This window comes from Mesorhizobium sp. B263B2A (genome assembly GCF_020165775.1).
Classification (GTDB): domain Bacteria; phylum Pseudomonadota; class Alphaproteobacteria; order Rhizobiales; family Rhizobiaceae; genus Mesorhizobium; species Mesorhizobium opportunistum.
Window position 1 is genome coordinate 38,860 of the sequence record NZ_JAIUIU010000031.1, and the last position, 16,151, is coordinate 55,010.

14 protein-coding genes, 1 tRNA gene and 1 pseudogene are annotated in these 16,151 nt (G+C 65.0%); 9 read left to right on the plus strand and 7 right to left on the minus strand.

Annotated elements, in window-relative coordinates; all coding sequences use genetic code 11:
* The first annotated feature begins 47 nt into the window (after positions 1 to 47).
* Positions 48 to 1,484, plus strand: coding sequence for an amidase (locus LB568_RS29705; RefSeq protein WP_224732009.1), 1,437 nt, complete (start codon positions 48 to 50; stop codon positions 1,482 to 1,484).
* Between the two features lie 82 nt (positions 1,485 to 1,566).
* Here LB568_RS29705 and LB568_RS29710 read toward each other — a convergent pair whose 3' ends face one another.
* The gene (locus LB568_RS29710) at positions 1,567 to 2,811 is read right to left on the minus strand and encodes a M24 family metallopeptidase (RefSeq protein WP_224732010.1); all 1,245 of its coding nucleotides are present in this window, start codon (positions 2,809 to 2,811) and stop codon (positions 1,567 to 1,569) included.
* 98 nt (positions 2,812 to 2,909) lie between these two features.
* On the opposite strand from LB568_RS29710, the gene LB568_RS29720 reads away from it, so the two are divergent.
* The gene (locus tag LB568_RS29720) at positions 2,910 to 3,731 is read left to right on the plus strand and encodes a hypothetical protein (RefSeq protein ID WP_263497308.1); all 822 of its coding nucleotides are present in this window, start codon (positions 2,910 to 2,912) and stop codon (positions 3,729 to 3,731) included.
* A gap of 149 nt (positions 3,732 to 3,880) precedes the next feature.
* Here LB568_RS29720 and LB568_RS29725 read toward each other — a convergent pair.
* Positions 3,881 to 3,955, minus strand: a tRNA-Gly gene (locus LB568_RS29725).
* 213 nt (positions 3,956 to 4,168) lie between these two features.
* Between LB568_RS29725 and LB568_RS29730 the strand changes: the two genes are divergently transcribed.
* The 4 genes from LB568_RS29730 (at position 4,169) to LB568_RS29745 (ending at position 6,966) form a co-directional block, all read left to right on the plus strand.
* A complete protein-coding gene (locus LB568_RS29730) occupies positions 4,169 to 4,666 on the plus strand; it encodes a prolyl-tRNA synthetase associated domain-containing protein (protein ID WP_013892165.1) in 498 nt (165 codons plus the stop codon).
* A gap of 84 nt (positions 4,667 to 4,750) precedes the next feature.
* The gene (gene trxA, locus LB568_RS29735) at positions 4,751 to 5,776 is read left to right on the plus strand and encodes a thioredoxin (RefSeq protein ID WP_224732013.1); all 1,026 of its coding nucleotides are present in this window, start codon (positions 4,751 to 4,753) and stop codon (positions 5,774 to 5,776) included.
* A gap of 113 nt (positions 5,777 to 5,889) precedes the next feature.
* The gene (locus LB568_RS29740) at positions 5,890 to 6,561 is read left to right on the plus strand and encodes an LON peptidase substrate-binding domain-containing protein (protein ID WP_013892167.1); all 672 of its coding nucleotides are present in this window, start codon (positions 5,890 to 5,892) and stop codon (positions 6,559 to 6,561) included.
* Between the two features lie 165 nt (positions 6,562 to 6,726).
* Positions 6,727 to 6,966 (plus strand): Trm112 family protein, encoded by a 240-nt coding sequence (locus LB568_RS29745; RefSeq protein WP_013892168.1) that lies wholly within the window; start codon positions 6,727 to 6,729, stop codon positions 6,964 to 6,966.
* 523 nt (positions 6,967 to 7,489) lie between these two features.
* Here the strand turns inward: LB568_RS29745 and LB568_RS29750 are convergent.
* From LB568_RS29750 to LB568_RS29760, 3 genes are read right to left on the minus strand one after another with little or no spacing between them, the layout of a single operon-like run.
* Positions 7,490 to 10,846: an error-prone DNA polymerase gene (locus LB568_RS29750; protein ID WP_224732014.1), complete on the minus strand. Its 3,357-nt coding sequence runs from the start codon at positions 10,844 to 10,846 to the stop codon at positions 7,490 to 7,492.
* Positions 10,843 to 12,321, minus strand: a complete 1,479-nt coding sequence (locus tag LB568_RS29755; protein ID WP_224732015.1) for a DUF6504 family protein — start codon at positions 12,319 to 12,321, stop codon at positions 10,843 to 10,845. The genes LB568_RS29750 and LB568_RS29755 overlap by 4 nt, the downstream gene beginning before the upstream one ends.
* Complete coding sequence (locus tag LB568_RS29760) at positions 12,263 to 13,390, minus strand: ImuA family protein (RefSeq protein WP_224732016.1); 1,128 nt, start codon at positions 13,388 to 13,390, stop codon at positions 12,263 to 12,265. The genes LB568_RS29755 and LB568_RS29760 overlap by 59 nt, the downstream gene beginning before the upstream one ends.
* A gap of 182 nt (positions 13,391 to 13,572) precedes the next feature.
* Between LB568_RS29760 and LB568_RS29765 the strand changes: the two genes are divergently transcribed.
* The 3 genes and pseudogenes from LB568_RS29765 to LB568_RS29775 all read left to right on the plus strand — a co-directional run bounded on the left by LB568_RS29765 (position 13,573) and on the right by LB568_RS29775 (position 14,826).
* The gene (locus LB568_RS29765) at positions 13,573 to 13,995 is read left to right on the plus strand and encodes a metallopeptidase family protein (RefSeq protein WP_013892171.1); all 423 of its coding nucleotides are present in this window, start codon (positions 13,573 to 13,575) and stop codon (positions 13,993 to 13,995) included.
* 239 nt (positions 13,996 to 14,234) lie between these two features.
* Positions 14,235 to 14,531 (plus strand): annotated as a pseudogene (locus LB568_RS29770) (type II toxin-antitoxin system RelE/ParE family toxin); the annotation flags it as partial.
* A 13-nt stretch (positions 14,532 to 14,544) separates the two neighbouring features.
* Positions 14,545 to 14,826, plus strand: a complete 282-nt coding sequence (locus LB568_RS29775) for a helix-turn-helix domain-containing protein (RefSeq protein WP_013892172.1) — start codon at positions 14,545 to 14,547, stop codon at positions 14,824 to 14,826.
* A gap of 18 nt (positions 14,827 to 14,844) precedes the next feature.
* On the opposite strand, the gene LB568_RS29780 is transcribed toward LB568_RS29775, so the two are convergent.
* Positions 14,845 to 15,051 carry a DUF1737 domain-containing protein gene (locus LB568_RS29780; RefSeq protein ID WP_013892173.1) on the minus strand — a complete coding sequence of 69 codons (207 nt, stop codon included), beginning with the start codon at positions 15,049 to 15,051 and terminating at the stop codon, positions 14,845 to 14,847.
* A gap of 50 nt (positions 15,052 to 15,101) precedes the next feature.
* Positions 15,102 to 15,977, minus strand: a complete 876-nt coding sequence (locus tag LB568_RS29785) for an HpcH/HpaI aldolase/citrate lyase family protein (RefSeq protein WP_224732017.1) — start codon at positions 15,975 to 15,977, stop codon at positions 15,102 to 15,104.
* Positions 15,978 to 16,151: the final 174 nt, after the last annotated feature.

The window sequence follows — 16,151 nt, forward strand, 5'->3', positions numbered from 1 at the left end:
GGCTGGGCTCGCCCTTGGCGATGCGGGAACATGCAAGGGAGAGAGAGATGGTCACCAACAGTCTGCTGAAAACCTATGCCGAGTCCGATGCGCTCGATCTGGCGGGACTGGTGCGCGGCGGCCAGGTCTCGCCGGCGGAGCTGTTCGAGGCGGCGATCACGCTGGTCGAGCGGCTCAACCCGGCGCTGAACGCGGTCATCCACCGTCTCTACGACATGGCCCGCGCGCAGGCGCAAACGGTCGACAGGTCGGCGCCTTTCGCCGGGGTACCGTTCCTGCTCAAGGAACTCGCCTCGTCCTGGGCTGGCGCGCCGAACACCAATTCCTGCTTCTACCTGAAAGACATCGTCGCCGACTTCGACACCGAGGTCGTGCGCCGCATGAAGGCGGCGGGGCTGGTGCTGGTCGGCAAGTCGAACGCACCCGAAAATGGCTGGTCGATCACCACGGAACCGAAACTCTACGGCATGACGAAGAACCCGTGGAAGGAAGGCATCACGCCGGGCGGCTCGAGCGGTGGCGCGGCGGCGGCCATCGCCGCGCGCATGGTGCCGATCGCCGAGGCCAGCGACGGTGCCGGTTCGATCCGCGTTCCGGCCTCCTGCTGCGGCATCGTCGGCTTGAAACCGTCGCGCGGCCGCGTCAGCCTCGCGCCATTCGGCGACTACTGGTATGGAGGCGCCTATTTTCTGTGCTGCTCGCGCAGCGTGCGCGACACCGCGGCCTATCTCGATGCGGTGTCCGGCGCGCTGCCGGGCGACCCCTATACGCCGCCGGTCCCGGCCGGCTCCTGGCTCAACCTGTCGGCGCGGGCCCCAAAGAAGCTGCGCATCGGCTTTTCCGTGGCGCCGCCCAACGGCACGGCGATCGACCCGGAGGTGAAGGCGGCGGTGCTGGCGACCGTCGCGACGCTTGAAGGGCTGGGTCACGACGTCGAGGAGCACGACATGCCGCTCGACGCCAATGCCGTCTGGGCGACCTACACCAACATGACCTGCGTGCAGACGGCGGCGACCTTCGCTTACCATGAAACGGTGATCGGCCGGCCGGTAACGCCAGATGACGTCGAGCCGGTGACCTGGGCGATCATCGAGCGCGGCCGTGCGACCAGCGGCATCAGGCACATCAGCGATGTCGAGCAGCTCCGGCAGGTCGGCCGCGACATTGTCGCCGATCTCAGCGCCTACGATCTCTTCATCACGCCGACGCTGACGCAGCTGCCACGGCCGTTCGGCTATTACGATATGTCGGAGACCGATATCGACCGCTACAACGCCAAATGGACGGATGCAGTGTTTGCCTTCCCCTTCAACATTTCCGGCCAGCCGGCGATCTCATTGCCGCTCGGCTGGTCGAAAGGCGGCGTGCCGATCGGCGTGCAACTGGTCGGCCGCTATGGCGACGAGGCGACGGTGCTGGCCGCGTCGGCGCAGTTGGAGCAGGCGATGCCGTGGAGGGAGAGGCGGCCGCCGGTGAGTGGTTAGTTGGCTAGGCAATCAACGTCGAGTTCCGTGGCGCCCCCCCTCTGCCCGGCAGGGCAGAGGGGGGGCGCCGTAGAGTGCCGGCCTACCCAATCCCCTCCAGCCGCCTCGGCAGCCGGTTCATCGGCCGGGGTCCATCCGGCGTGATCAGAAACTGGTCTTCCAGATTGAAGCTGGCGAGGCCGTCTATGTAGAGCGGGATCTCGAAGGCCAGCACCATGCCGGCCTCGATCTCGACATCGCTGTCGGCGGCGATGAACGGCCATTGTTCGGAGAAGACCGATTGCCCCACGCTGTGACCGAAATGGCCGCGGCGGTAGGAGCGCAGCCCTTGCCGTGCCAGGCTTTCGGTGGTCACCCGGTGCACATGGGCAAGCGTGTTTCCCGGCACGAGCGCGGCCAGCCCATCCTCGAAGGCGCGCTCGGCGATGGCGTGCAGTTCCGCCTGGTCGGCGGAAGGCGGCCCGAAGGTGAAATTGCGCGACATGTCCGAGGCATAGAACCCGACCGTGCAGACCATGTCGCACTTCAAGGGATCGCCGGCCGTGGCTTTGGCGTCGGCGCCCTTGGCCCGGGGGCCCAGCGTCACATATTCCGCCGTCGCCACCGCATGGGACAGCCCGGCCGCCGCGTCGGCGACGCCTTGCCGGTAGAGCGCGACGAGATCGGCCTGGCGCATGCCGGCCATCGCATCCACCTGCAGCCGCTCCAGCCCGGCTTCCGAGAGAAAAATGCCTTGCTGCAGGAGATCGATCTCGCGCTGCGATTTGATGGCCCGCAGCCTATCCAGCACCGGCGAGCCGTCGACCATCGGGCAATCCGGCAGCAGCGCCTGGATGGCGGCGAAATCGGCGGCGGGGATAAAGTCGAGGTCGACGCCGAGCGTCGCGCGCGCCAGCCCGAATTCGGCGAGCAGGGACTGCAATTGGCGCACCGAACCGGAGAGGTCGAACGTGGCGGGACGGGAGAAATCCGGCGCGCGGCCGAGCGAGGCGAGGCCCGCCTCGATGCGCCCGGCCAGGGGAAGGCCGTGAGATACTGTCTCGACCGGTGCGGATTCGATCCAGATCGGGTGCGAGCGCACGACCGCCTCGGGCGCGGCGGTCCGCAGCTGCGCCGCGTTGAAGTCCGCGACCACGACGCCGATCGGCAGGTCCTGCCGGGCCGGGATGACGACGAAGCCGCCTCCGGCGCGCCGGAACAGTCCCGCCGGGCCGATCCAGGCGCCGGTCGCATAGTGGAACGCCTCGGGCGCTGAGAGCACCAGCGCCGCGATGCCGGCCCGTTGCATCAAATGCGCGGCGCGCTGGCGGTCGACAAAGCCGGTCATATTCATTCTCCGCATGCTTGAAGCGGCAACGGAGCATTGCGGGTGCGGACAATCAAGCCGGTTGCCCGAACTTCATCATCCCTTGGCGAAGCAGCCGCATGGCGGCGTCGCGGAAAGCTCGACCGAGACAAGAATGGCATTCCATGTCAAAACTTGCGCAGGGGGGAGATTTCATGAGGATCGACAAAGCCGGTGCCCTGAAAAGGACAGCCATGGGCGTGTTGGGACTGGTCGTCGCCATGGCGGCGGGGTGCGGTTCAATCGACTATCAGAAACTCACCACGGGCCAGCTGTCGGGAAGCCTTTTCGTCATGTGGGTCGGTGAGGGCAACAGTTCGGGCGACGGAAATTTCCTGTTCGTGCCCGACCCACGAGATCCATTGATCTTCCATCGATCGGATCCGTCTGCTCCGGGCAGCACGATCCAGCCGGGTCTCATGTACACGGATGGCGGTTCGATCCCGAAAATCGCGCAGGTCTTCAAGGGACTGTCGCCTTGGGGTTACGCGCCGGCCTACATGATCCATGATTGGGTCTTTATCGCCCACCATTGCATAGTGGACGGCAGCAGCGAGAAGCGGTTCGACCAGGTTCGTGGAATAGAATTCGATGATTCCGCCGCAATTCTCGGCGAAGCGATCAAGGCGCTGATCAAGGCTCGACAAGTGGCCCCCAACGACGTGGCGCCAAACGCCATAACGGCTGCCGTCGGAAGCGTGATTGCCAGGAACCTTTGGGATGAGAAAGGCGCTTGCAAGTCCCTGCAGGTCAACGCGAAGGACATCGCCGCCGCGGAGGCAGCCATACCAGGATCGACCAGCAAGGCACGGAATTTGAGGGCCTTCCAGGTTCCAGAGACGATCGCGCCCGCAATTCCCCAGGCAAAGCCGGCGAAGATCGTGGCTCGCGTGACATTCTGAGCTGATCCGTGCAAATGCCGGCCGCTGCTGGTCACCCAAGCTTTGGCCCGCCCAAAGGCTTCGCTTTTCCGGTTTCCGCCCCGATAAACGAAAAGGCCGGACAACAGCCCGGCCTTTTTTCGTAGATGCTTGATTCCCTTCGAGGAAATTGGAGCGGGTGAAGCGATTCGAACGCTCGACCCCAACCTTGGCAAGGTTGTGCTCTACCCCTGAGCTACACCCGCTCACACGGCGTCTTGGCCGCAAGCCGGGCCTATATGGCTGAAGAGCGCTGCGATTGCAACAGGGAATCGCGAGCCTTTTTACAAGCTCCGGGGTGATGCCGGCAAACCGCCCGTGCCGGGCGGATTTCACCGTCGCCTTGCGCGATGGTCTTGTGCCGGCCGCCTCATTGGCCGTAAACGGCAAGGCAAGCAAACGGACGAAGAAGAAGATCGATGCCGAAAACCGAAGCCGAACTTTTTGCATTCCTGGCCGAACTCGGGATCGCTGTTTCAACGATACGCCACCCGCCGCTCTACACGGTCGCCGATTCGCAGGCGCTGCGCGGCGAAATCGCCGGCGGGCACACCAAAAACCTGTTCCTGAAGGACAAGAAGGACAATTTCTTCCTGGTCACCGTCGGCGAGGACGCCGTCGTCGATCTCAAGCAGATCCACCAGCTGATCGGCGCCGCCGGCCGGGTTTCGTTCGGCAAACCGGAGATGCTGATGGAGCTTCTCGGCGTCGCGCCGGGCGCGGTTACCGTCTTTGGCGTCATCAACGACAGGCAAAACCGGGTCAAGCTGGTGCTCGACAAGGATTTGATGGAGCATGCCGTCATCAACGCGCATCCGCTGACCAATGAAGCGACGACATCGATCGCGGCGGCCGACCTGATCAGATTCGTCGAGGCAACCGGGCATGATGCTGCTATCTTGAAAGTCTCGGCGTGATCGCCACATGGATGGCGAAACCGACTTCCAATGAAGACTTTGCGCCGACCCGCGGGCCGGCGGCGCAACCGAAAGGGTGACGAGATGAGCGACAACAATCCGTTTGGCGGGTCATTCGGCAGCAATGGCGGCCAGTATTCGACCTCGGTCCAGTATGGCGGAACCGAGCCCGCGCGCGCGAAAGTCACGCTTGGCGAAGCGCCCGCCGGACCTGTTGCCGCCGGTCCCGCTGCTGCTGGAGATGTCATCAAGGACACCACGACCGCCGCCTTCGCCGCCGACGTCATCCAGGAATCGCGCCGCCAGCCGGTGCTGGTCGATTTCTGGGCGCCGTGGTGCGGGCCTTGCAAGCAGCTCACCCCGCAGCTGGAAAAAGCGGTCAGGGCCGCCGGCGGCAAGGTCAAGCTGGTCAAGATGAACATCGACGATCATCCCTCGATCGCTGGCCAGCTCGGCATCCAGTCCATTCCGGCGGTCATCGCCTTCAAGGATGGCCAGCCGGTCGACGGTTTCATGGGCGCCATCCCGGAGAGCCAGATCGCCGAATTCATCACCAAGGTCGGCGGCAAGGGCAATGGCGCGCCGGCCGTGGCCGAGGCGCTGGCGGCGGCGACCGAGGCGCGTGACGCCGGCGACATGCAGACCGCCGCCGACATCTATGACGCCGTGCTGGCGCAGGCGCCGGATACGATCGAGGCGATCGCCGGGCTTGGCGAGTTGCTGTTCGAGGCCGGCGACACGGACGGCGCCGAAGCGTTGCTGGCGACGGCACCGGAGGCCAAGAGGGATGCGCCGGCGCTTGCCGCCGTGCGCGCCAAGATCGCGCTGGCGGCGCAAGCCGCTTCGCTTGGCAATCCGGCCGAGTTCGAGCGCCGGCTGGCCGACAATCCCAACGACCATCAGGCGCGTTTCGATCTGGCCATGATCCAGAACGCAAGGGGCGAGCGCACGGCGGCGGCCGACAATCTGCTCGCCATCATCAAGGCCGACCGCGCGTGGAACGAAGACGGCGCCAAGACGCAATTGCTGCAGTTCTTCGAGGCCTGGGGCATGACCGACGAGGCGACGCTGGCGGCGCGGCGCAAATTGTCGTCGCTGCTGTTTTCCTGAGCCGGTTATCGGTTGTTTTGTCGCACAGGCTTGCGAGATCAGGCCAAAGCGCCAGATAGGAAAAACCAGGCAGAGTTGACGCGCTTCCTTGTGGAAGCGATCGGAGGAATGAGGTGCAAGCGGGAAACGCGCATTACCGGCTCGCCAAGGATTTGCCGTCAGCGATCCCGATCTTTCCGCTCGAGGGGGCGCTTCTGCTGCCAGGCGGCCGCATGCCGCTCAACATCTTCGAGCCGCGCTACCTGCAGATGGTGGACGAGGCGGTTGCCGGGTCGCGGCTCATCGGCGTCATCCAGCCTCGCCTCGACGGCGCGCTGCGCGACGATGGCGAGCCGGAGCTCTGCAATGTCGGCTGCGCCGGGCGCATCATCGCCTTTTCCGAAACCGGCGACGGTCGCTACCTGATTTCGCTGCAGGGCGTGTGCCGGTTCCGCATCACCCACGAACTGACGGTCAAGACGCCGTTTCGCCAGGCCAAGCCGGCGCCTTTCCTCGCCGACCTTGATGAGGACCAGGCGGCGGACGAGATCGACCGGCCCGCGCTCCTGAGAGCATTTCGCGCCTATCTGCAGGCCAACGACCTGGAGGCCGACTGGGAAAGCGTCAGCCGCGCCGAGAACGCCATGCTGGTCAACGCGCTTTCGATGATGGCGCCCTACGGGCCGGCCGAAAAGCAGGCGCTGCTCGAAGCGGCGGACCTGAAGACGCGCGCCGAAACGCTGATCGCCATCACGGAGATGGCGCTGGCGCGCGAGAATGAAGATTTTGGCTCGAGCTTGCAGTAAGATGGGTCGATATCCGGGTGATGCCGGCCGCAAATGGCGGCTTGCTGCGCTTCCGGTGCTCACGTACGAAAGTACGCTCCGCTCCGGTTCTCGCAAGCCTCCATTTTCGACTCGGCCTGACCCGGATATCAACACATCTTCGGCGCGAAGCTGGAGGAGGGCACGATGGCGGATGGGCGTGACGGAAGGAAGAGCACTGTCGACCCCAAGCTGCTGGAACTCCTGGCCTGCCCGCTGACCAAGGGGCCGCTCGCCTGGGATCCGGAGCGGGGCGAGCTGATCTCTCGGGTCGCCAAGCTCGCCTATCCGGTTCGCGACGGCATCCCGATCATGCTGCCATCGGAGGCGCGGACGATTTCGGCGGAGGATGTGCTGTCGCCGCCGAAATTGGGTGGGACATCGTAGGTTCGAACATATGCGACGAGAAGATTGCCAGAGGCTGGCGGGACAGCACCCCCCTCTGGCCTACCGGCCATCTCCCCCGCAAGGAGGGAGATTATGCGCTCAGCGGCTTTCGCCAATCTCCAGCGTTGCAGGAGCTGCCGATCTCCCCCTGTTCGCCAACCTTGGCACCCTTCCTCTCCCTCCGGAGGGGGGAGAGGTGGCGCTGCGCAGCAGCGACGGAGTGGGGGAAGGCATTCGCCAAACGCGCGGTCGCCGCAAGGCAGGAACACCCTGGCGAGCAAGGCAAGCAGCGATCAGTCGGAAACATTGCTTCAACGAAAGGTCGACCCCCACTCCGTCGAGCTTCGCTCGACACCGCCCCCCCCCCCCCCCCCCCCCGCCCGCGCCCCCCCCCCCCCACCTCTCCCCCGATCGACGGGGGAGAGGAAAGGCGCAAACTCGCCAACCCTTGTGCCCTGCCCAAGTGGGGGAGAGGTGCGCGGGGGGGCGCGGCGCTTTTCGGATGGCCGGCACTGTGGAGCCGCTACTGAAAATTGCGCCCCTTGGGCATGACCTGTTCCGCTTCTCCGGATAACGCCGCGAGATCCTGTTTGATCGGCGCGTTGCGCAGCGCGGGGCGGCCATCGCGATCCGCACCATCCCTGGAGACGTGCCGCTGAGAAGCAGCGTCCGGCCCTCCCGCCTCGCTGACCTTCTCCAGCAGCACGGTCAGCCAGGGTGTCAGGTCCTCGATCTTCTCGGCGACGATGTGGACGACACCGGATTCCGACTGCAATTTGCCGCTGACCTTCACGAACCGCGCGCCCATGACGATGGGGCGGAAGCGGGTAAAGGTTCTCTCCCAGAAGATGACGTTGGCGACGGCCTTGTCGTCCTCCAGCGTCAGGAAGATCGCGTTGCCCTTGCCGGGGCGCTGGCGCACCAGCACGAGGCCGGCGACGGAGACCCGCCTGCCGTCGCGCACCGAAGAAAGGTTGGCATTGGGCGTGATGCCGGCGCGGTCGAGCCGTTCGCGCAGGAAGGCCACCGGATGCGCCTTGAGCGACAGGCCGAGCGAGCGGTAGTCGTGGATGACATGCTCGCCGAGCGGCATTTTCGGCAGCTTGGTCTCCGGCTCCAGTTCGCGCAGGCGCAGGGCCGGCTGGTCGAACAGCGGCAGCTTCTCGGCGGCACTCTTGCCGTCCAGCGCGCGCACCGCCCACAAGGCTTCACGACGGTCGAGGCCGAGCGAGCGGAAGGCATCGGCCTGCGCCAGCCGCTCGATCTCGTGGACATCGAGGCCGGAGCGCAGCCAGACGTCGCGGACGGACAAGTAGCCGGAGCTGCGTCGCGCGACGAACTGCTCCATGCGTTCCTTGGACAGTCCCTTGATCTGCCGGAAGCCAAGCCGCACGGCGTGGGCCGTCTCGATGACACCGCGCATTTCGGCATGGCGCGGCAGGATGCGGGCCGGGTCGAACGGCGTTTCCTCAAGGGTGCAGTCCCAGACGGAGAAATTGACGTCGACCTCGCGGATATCGACGCCATGGTCGCGTGCGTCGCGGACAAGCTGGGCCGGCTGGTAGAACCCCATCGGCTGCGAATTCAGGATCGCGGCGCAGAACACGTCGGGATAGAAGGTCTTGAACCAGCAAGAGGCATAGACGAGCAAGGCGAAGGAGGCGGCGTGGCTTTCAGGAAAGCCATATTCGCCAAAGCCCTCGATCTGTTTGAAGCAGCGCTCGGCGAAGTCTTTCGTGTAGCCCTTGCCCATCATGCCGTCGATCATGCGCTGGCGGTAATTGCCGATGGTGCCGGTGCGCTTGAAGGTGGCCATGGCGCGGCGCAATTCGTCGGCCTCGCCCGGCCTGAAGCCGCCGGCGACGATGGCAATCTTCATCGCCTGTTCCTGGAACAAGGGAACACCCAGCGTCTTGCCGAGGATCTCTTTCAGCTCCGGCTTGGGATACTCGGCCTCCTCCTTGCCTTGGCGGCGGCGCAGATAGGGGTGGACCATATCGCCCTGGATCGGGCCGGGCCGCACGATCGCCACCTCGATGACGAGGTCGTAGAAATTCTGTGGCCTGAGCCTGGGCAGCATCGACATCTGCGCGCGCGATTCGATCTGGAAGACGCCGATCGTGTCGGCGCGGCAGATCATTTTGTAGACCTGCCTGTCCTCCGGCGGCAGCGTGGCCAGCACATAGGGCTGCCCATACGGATCCCGCGCCTTCGGATAGTGCTCCGTAAGCAAGGTGAAGGCGCGCTGCAGGCAGGTCAGCATGCCGAGCGCCAGGATGTCCACCTTGAGGATCTTCACCGCATCGAGATCGTCCTTGTCCCATTCGACCATCTTGCGCTCGTCCATCGCCGTCTTGACGATCGGCACGATCTCATCGAGCTGGTCCCGGGTGATGACGAAACCGCCGACATGCTGGGAGAGGTGACGGGGAAAGCCCATGATCTCGTTGGCGCGTTCCATCACGTGCCTCGATATGGGGTCGGTCTGGTCAAGGCCGCCGGCGCGGGCTTCCTTCTCGCCAAGCTCGGAGGTCGACCAGCCCCAGATCGAGCCGGACAGAGACGCCCTGACATCCTCGGACAGGCCCATCGCCTTCGACACTTCGCGCAGCGCCGAGCGGCCGCGATAGCTGATGACGGCTGCGGCCAGCGCGGTGCGCTTGGAGCTGTATTTCTCGTAGATGTACTGGATGACGGTCTCGCGCTTTTCATGCTCGAAATCGACGTCGATGTCGGGCGGCTCGTTCCTCTCCTCGGAAATGAAGCGCTCGAAGAGCGTATCGATCTTGTCCGGCCCGACTTCGGTGATGCCGATGCAGAAGCAGACGATCGAATTGGCGGCCGAACCACGGCCCTGGCACAGTATGTCCTGGCTGCGGGCGTATTTGACGATGTCATGGACGGTGAGGAAATAGCGGGCGTAGTTGAGGCGCTCGATGAGAGCGAGTTCTTCCCCGATACGCTTGATCACGGAGGCAGGCACTCCCGCCGGGTAGCGCCTGGCGGCTCCCTCCCGCGCCAGTCTCTCAAGCTCCGCCTGTGGGCCGAGACCCGATTCCGTCGGCTCGTCGGGGTAGTTGTACTGGAGATCGCTCAGCGAGAAGGTCAGCTCTTCCGCGAACCGCAAGGTCTCGGCCAGCGCCTGCGGATGCCGGCGGAACAAGCGGGCCATCTCCATCGGCGGCTTCAGATGGCGCTCGGCATTGGCGGTGAGCTGCAGCCCAACCTCGGCGATGGGCGTGTTGAGGCGGATCGCGGTCAGCACGTCCTGCAGCGGACGCCGCTCGGCGGTGTGGTAGAGAACGTCGTTGGTCGCCATCAGCGGGATGCCGGCACTCTCTGCAAGCGCGGCTGCCTGCTCGATGCGGAAACGGTCATTGCCGGCATAATCGGGCGAGACGCCCAGCCGCAGAGCTCTGCCGAAACGATCCTTGAGCTGGCGAAGCAAAGCGAGACTGTCTTGCACGTCCGCCACCGGATCGGGCAGCACCGCCAGCGACATCAGGTCTCCCCATTCCAAGAGATCGCTGCGCTGAAGCAACGTTGCGCCCTTTTCGGTTTCGTCACGCAGGTTGGCTTGCGTCAGCATGCGGCACAGATGCCCCCAGCCCTTGCGGTTCCTGGGATAGGCAAGGATGTCCGGCGTGCCGTCGCAAAAGACCAGCCGGCAGCCGGGATGGTAGGAAAGCTTTTCGACCTTGGCCTGTTGCCAGGCGCGCACCACGCCGGCCACCGTGTTTCGGTCGGCAAGCCCGATCGCGGAGAAGCCCAGCAGCTTGGCCGCGACCACCAGCTCCTCCGGCTTGGAAGCGCCGCGCAGGAAAGAGAAATTCGACTGGATGCCGAACTCGGCATAGGGAATGACCGTCAGCGCGTTCATGCGAAGACCCCGTGCAGGAACCAGCGCGGCGGGATCTGCGAGGCGCCGCCGTAAAGCCCTTGCCGGTAGAGCCAGTAGCGGCGGCCGTCGGCATCCTCGATGCGGAAATAGTCGCGTGTCGATGCCGCGGCATCGTCCGACGCCTCGCGCCACCATTCGGCGGCGATGCGCTCGGGCCCCTCGGCACGCGTCACCCGGTAGAGCGCGCGCCGCCAGCGGAAATTCAGCGGCGGTCCCTCGGGCATTTCGGTGGCCGGCACCTCGATCGGCTCGGGCGCGCGGAACAGCCGGATCGGCCGTTCCGGCGGGAAGATGGTCATCGGCGCCTGCAACCTGTCCGGCTTCCTTGGCGGCGTGGTCCGGCGCGGGGCCTCGGTGAAGGGGATGGTCGCGACAGCGCGTTCCGGCAGATGGCTTTCGACGACGACAGGCTGCAGGACGGCGCCCTCGCCGAGCCGGGCGCGGATGCGGTCGGCGAACAGCGCGATATCGGCGCCGTCGTCGCTCACCTCGCCGGTCAGATCGGCCTGTTGCATGTCGAAGGCGGCGGCCGCCAGCACGGAAAGCCGCACCAGATCGAAACCATAGCCGGCATCGATGTCCTGCTCGAGCGCGGCCAGCCTTTCATGGAAGAGTTTCTGGATCAGCCGGGGATCGCGCATCGGCCGCGAGGTGCCGAGCGCAATGCGGCTGACGGCGCCGTCGACGCGAAAGAGCAGCAGCGCCAGCGTCCGGGCGCCCTCGCCGCGGCGCTCGAGATCGGCCTTCAAGGTCGTCGCCAGCATGCCCACCAGCCGCTCGATGTCCTCGGTCACGCTGACGGGCTCGGCGAGATGGCGTTCGACCGAAAGCGGTGCGACGGGAAGGCGCGGCGAGATCGCTTCGTCGAGGCGGCCAAGCGCCTGGTCGAGGCGCAGAAGCAGAGAGCCGCCGAAGCGGCGGGCAAGCGGCGCGCGCGGTGCCGCCATGACGGCGCCCGCCGTGCGCAGGCCGACGCTTTCCAGGCTGGTACGGGTTTCCGGCGCTATGCGCAGTGCCGCCAGCGGCAAGGGCGCGAGCAGGGCCTCCTCCTCGCCTGACACGACGATGCGGTCGCCGCAAAAGCGCGCCGCCGCCCAGGCCGCGCCCGGTGTCGCGGCAAGCCCGGCACGGACGGCAAAACCCTGATGAAGGAAGCGCGACAGGATGTCGTCCAGCATGGCGCGTTCGCCGCCGAACAGATGGGTGCAGCCGGTGACGTCGAGAAACAGCCCCTCGGTGCCGTCGATCGCCACCAGCGGGGTGTAGCGGTCGCACCAGTCGGCAAGGCCTTCGAGCAGGCGCCGGTCAGCCTCGGGATCGGCCTCGACGATGTCGATCGACGGGTACATGGCGCGCGCGTCGGCAATGCCCATGTCGCGTTTCAGGTGCAGCGCCTCAGCCCGCTCGTCGAGGGCCGAGATACGCTGTGCGTTCCCTTGGCGGTGGCTGATCACCAGCGGTGGGTGAGATGGCGTCAGGTGATCCGAAGGCCGGGAACGCCAGGACCGCCCCAGACGCTGGCGCAGGATCCTTTCCACCGCCAGATAGGGGAACCACAGGGACAGGATCCTTTGCCCGGTCTCTTTCGCGCCTTCTTTCGTCGCCCGCTCTTTCATCGAATCCGCGTTCATCGGGGTTCCACTCCAGTGTGAATTGTCCAGGCAGGGCCGTGCGGCTCTTGCCGATGGTGATGGTGAAGGCCGGACGGCCGATCGAACCGGCGAGCGGCCCGGCGACCGTGGCGCGCGGCACCGCCGGCGCCGACGCGACGATAAGGCGGACGGGCGCCGCCGTCGGCTCGGGCCCGGCCGCCTGCCGCAGCAGGAACACCGGCCGGCCGGCACTCATCGCCCGCGCATGCAGCCGGCGCGTCGCGGTCAGGTCCAGCCGCTGCGGATTGCCGCGGATTTCCAGGATGACAGCAGCGAGCGCCGTCATCCTGGCGGCCTCCTCGGCGACCCACAGCGCATCGACAAGCCTGGGCGCCTCGGAAAACAGCAATTGCTCCGGCTCGATGCCGAACGAGGCATGCAACCCCTTGGCATAGGGAAAGCCGGCCTCGCGGAAGATTTCCGTGGTGCCGATCCATAAGATTGGCAATCCCCGCGCCTGCTTGAGGATCAGGCTGATGAGCGACAGGGCGAAACCGGCGACGGCCCCGGCATCGCGGGTTTCCAGGCCATGGATTTCGCTGAGCGCGGCTTTCGGCAGGCCGCCGCTCAGGGCCGCATCGAGGCGGCCGACGCCGATCGGCAGGAAGGCATCCGGTGCCGCCGCGGCAAGGCCGCGGCGGACGATGGTGAGATCAAGACTGGGCGTAAGATCAAGACTGGGCGTGAGATCAAGGCTGGAGGTGAGATCGGCGGGCGTGAGATCAAGGTTGGAGACGGGATCGGGGCTGGCGCCAGCACCAAGGGGCGCGGCGGCCGGCGCCTGCAGGCGCTCGGGCAGGGTTCCCTCGATCTTCGCAATCTGGCGGCGCAGGGCAAAAACAGTCTCCCGCGCCACGGCGGTCATCGCCATGACGGTCAGCTTCCACTCACAATTGTTCCTGTTATGTTCTAATAGATTCCAGAGGCGGTCCGAAGAGTCAAGCAGAGTCACAAGGAATTTATTCCTGGCTATCCGCAAGCGCGGGGCGCACCGGCCGCATCGTTTGCCGATTCCGGTGCGAAAGCCTATATGCCGGGATCAAAGGACAAAGCATGGCTCGTATCTACAAAACCCGCACCTGGCACGGCGAACTTGCACCCTCGATGGAGGAGTTGGAGTTCCTGGCGCTGGAGGCCTACGCCCATCTGCCGGAGGAGTTTCGCAAGCTGACCGGCGAGATCGTCATCCAGATCGCCGAATTCCCGACCGACGAGATAATGGACGATTTGTCGTTGGAAACACCGTTCGACCTGCTCGGCCTGTTCGAGGGACGCGGCATCGCCGAACGCTGGAACCCGCAGACCGGCGAAGGCCCGAACCGCATCACGCTCTATCGCCGCGCCATGCTCGACTACTGGGCCGAAAACGAGGAAACGCTGGGCGACATCATCACCCATGTGCTGATCCACGAGATCGGCCACCATTTCGGCCTGTCGGACGATGATATGGAGCGGATCGAAGAGGCTGCCGAGTAGGCTGTGCCGATATTCAGGTGAGGCCGGCCTGCAAATGGTGATCCCCTGCGCTTCCGGTGCTCACGTACCCAAAAGTACGCTCCGCTCCGGTTCTCGGGCACCACCATTTTCGACTCGGCCTGACCTGAATCTCAATACAGCCTGCGTCGGAGCAGGCCGAGAGCCGATCACGTGCGCCATCGCCTTGTTAAATTATACAAGTTTTGATATAAGATTCGCATGCCGGTGAAGCGACTAGATTTCTTGGAGATTCCCTTGCGCAGCTCCGGGATTTTCCAGAAGCGGCGCGCAAGGAAACGGGTGTCCAGTTGCATAAGGTTCAGCTCGGGTTTGAGCCAAGCGACTGGAAGCCGATGACGACAGTAGGTCCCGGCGTGCGGGAGATCCGCGTCCGTGACGGTGCCGGCGCGTTCCGGGTGCTTTATGTCGCGAGCATAGGTGACGCTATCTATGTGCTGCACGCCTTCCAGAAGAAGACGCAACAAACGGCGAAACGAGATCTGGATCTTGCCGTATCGCGGTTCAAGCAAATCTAGTGGAGGTATGACGATGGAACGTCAGAGTTTCGAGAACGTGTGGGACGCGCTGGAAAATACTCCAGCCGAGGCCGCCAACATGACTATGCGCTCCAATTTGCTGATCGCGATTGAACAGCGGGTGCGCAGTTGGGACGTTACCCAGGCTGAAGCGGCCAACCGGCTCGGGATTACCCAGCCGCGCCTCAACGACCTCCTGCGGGGCAGGATCGCCAATTTCAGTCTGGACACCTTGATCAACCTTGCCGCGCTGGCCGGGCTTACCGTGCGTCTTGAAATCGCCGAGGCTGCCTGATGCTGTCTTTGATCGAGCCTACCAGTCGCTGAGCTTGGTATCCGGCCCATATTCCTGGCCCTCGACGTCCTTCACCACGGCCTGGCCGCAGCGCATCGTCTTGGCTTTCTTGTCATAGGCGTAGGTCGGCGAGCCGAACAGATGCCAGCCCTTGTTCAACGCTGCCGTCACCTTGTGGCAGAAGCTGGCGTCGTCCGGAGCGGACAGAAAGCGGTAGAGCTTCATTTTTCAAGTCCTGTCGTGAATATTCATAGCCCGCGAGCATAGGGCCGATATCATGCGCCGATGGCGGCGGCCTTCGCCAGCAGTTTTTCAGCCTGCGTCAGGTGCAGCCGCTCGACCATCCTGCCGTTCAGCGCGATCACGGCCTTGCCGGCATTTTCGGCGAGCGAGAATGCGTCCTTCACCGCGCGCGCCTCGGCCACCGCTTGCGCTGTTGGCACGAAGGCGCGGTTGGCGGCTTCGATCTGGGCCGGATGGATGAGGGTCTTGCCGTCGAACCCCATGGCGGCGGATTCCCTGCATTCGCGGGCGAAAGCGTCGAGGTCGCGAAAGTCATTGGCGACGCCGTCGAGCATGTCGAGGCCGCCGGCACGGGCGGCCAGCACCATCTGCATCAGCCAGGGCACGAGGTAGCGGCGATCGGGTGTCGCCAGCACGCCGGTGTCCTTGACCAGATCATTCGTTCCGGCAACGAAACAATCAAGGCGCGAGGCCGGATCGCGGCCAAGTTCGGCGATCGCGCCGATGTTGAGCAGCGCCTTGGGCGTCTCGATCATCGCCCACAGTTTCACGCTATCGGGGACAAAATTGTCGTCGAGCACATCGCCGGCCTCGAGCAGGTCGCGCGGCGTATCGACCTTGGGCAACAGGATGCCGTCGGGTTCGCAGCTTGCGGCGGCCAGCAGATCGTCGGCGCCCCATTCGCTGGACAGTGCATTGATGCGCACCACCATCTCGCAACGGCGATCTGCATCGGCGAAGATCTTCGCCAACTTCCCGCGCGCGGCGATCTTGTCGGCCGGGGCCGAGGCATCCTCCAGGTCGATGATAACGGCATCGCAGGAAAGCTGCGCGATCTTGGCCAACGCCTTGTCGTTGGAGGCCGGGACATAGAGCACCGAGCGGCGCGGGCGATAGATTTCGGTCATGCCCCGATCTATGCCGCGTGTGGTTGGTCGAGGCAAGCGGAAGGCCGGTACCTGATACGAGCCAACCGCGAAAGCTTGTGCTGCCCCTTGCCTGCCCGTCCTCCGCAGCAGTTGCGGAAGGGGGCCCTTCCTCTCCCCCGTCGATCGGGGGAGAGGTGTCGAGCGAAGCTCGAC

What these genes read in the sequence shown, in the direction of transcription:
- LB568_RS29705 (WP_224732009.1), top strand. Translation starts at nt 48, where the DNA reads ATGGTCACCAACAGTCTGCTGAAAACCTATGCCGAGTCCGATGCGCTC.
- LB568_RS29710 (WP_224732010.1), bottom strand. Translation starts at nt 2,811, where the DNA reads ATGACCGGCTTTGTCGACCGCCAGCGCGCCGCGCATTTGATGCAACGG.
- LB568_RS29720 (WP_263497308.1), top strand. Translation starts at nt 2,910, where the DNA reads ATGGCGGCGTCGCGGAAAGCTCGACCGAGACAAGAATGGCATTCCATG.
- LB568_RS29730 (WP_013892165.1), top strand. Translation starts at nt 4,169, where the DNA reads ATGCCGAAAACCGAAGCCGAACTTTTTGCATTCCTGGCCGAACTCGGG.
- trxA (WP_224732013.1), top strand. Translation starts at nt 4,751, where the DNA reads ATGAGCGACAACAATCCGTTTGGCGGGTCATTCGGCAGCAATGGCGGC.
- LB568_RS29745 (WP_013892168.1), top strand. Translation starts at nt 6,727, where the DNA reads ATGGCGGATGGGCGTGACGGAAGGAAGAGCACTGTCGACCCCAAGCTG.
- LB568_RS29750 (WP_224732014.1), bottom strand. Translation starts at nt 10,846, where the DNA reads ATGAACGCGCTGACGGTCATTCCCTATGCCGAGTTCGGCATCCAGTCG.
- LB568_RS29760 (WP_224732016.1), bottom strand. Translation starts at nt 13,390, where the DNA reads ATGGCGATGACCGCCGTGGCGCGGGAGACTGTTTTTGCCCTGCGCCGC.
- LB568_RS29765 (WP_013892171.1), top strand. Translation starts at nt 13,573, where the DNA reads ATGGCTCGTATCTACAAAACCCGCACCTGGCACGGCGAACTTGCACCC.
- LB568_RS29775 (WP_013892172.1), top strand. Translation starts at nt 14,545, where the DNA reads ATGGAACGTCAGAGTTTCGAGAACGTGTGGGACGCGCTGGAAAATACT.
- LB568_RS29780 (WP_013892173.1), bottom strand. Translation starts at nt 15,051, where the DNA reads ATGAAGCTCTACCGCTTTCTGTCCGCTCCGGACGACGCCAGCTTCTGC.
- LB568_RS29785 (WP_224732017.1), bottom strand. Translation starts at nt 15,977, where the DNA reads ATGACCGAAATCTATCGCCCGCGCCGCTCGGTGCTCTATGTCCCGGCC.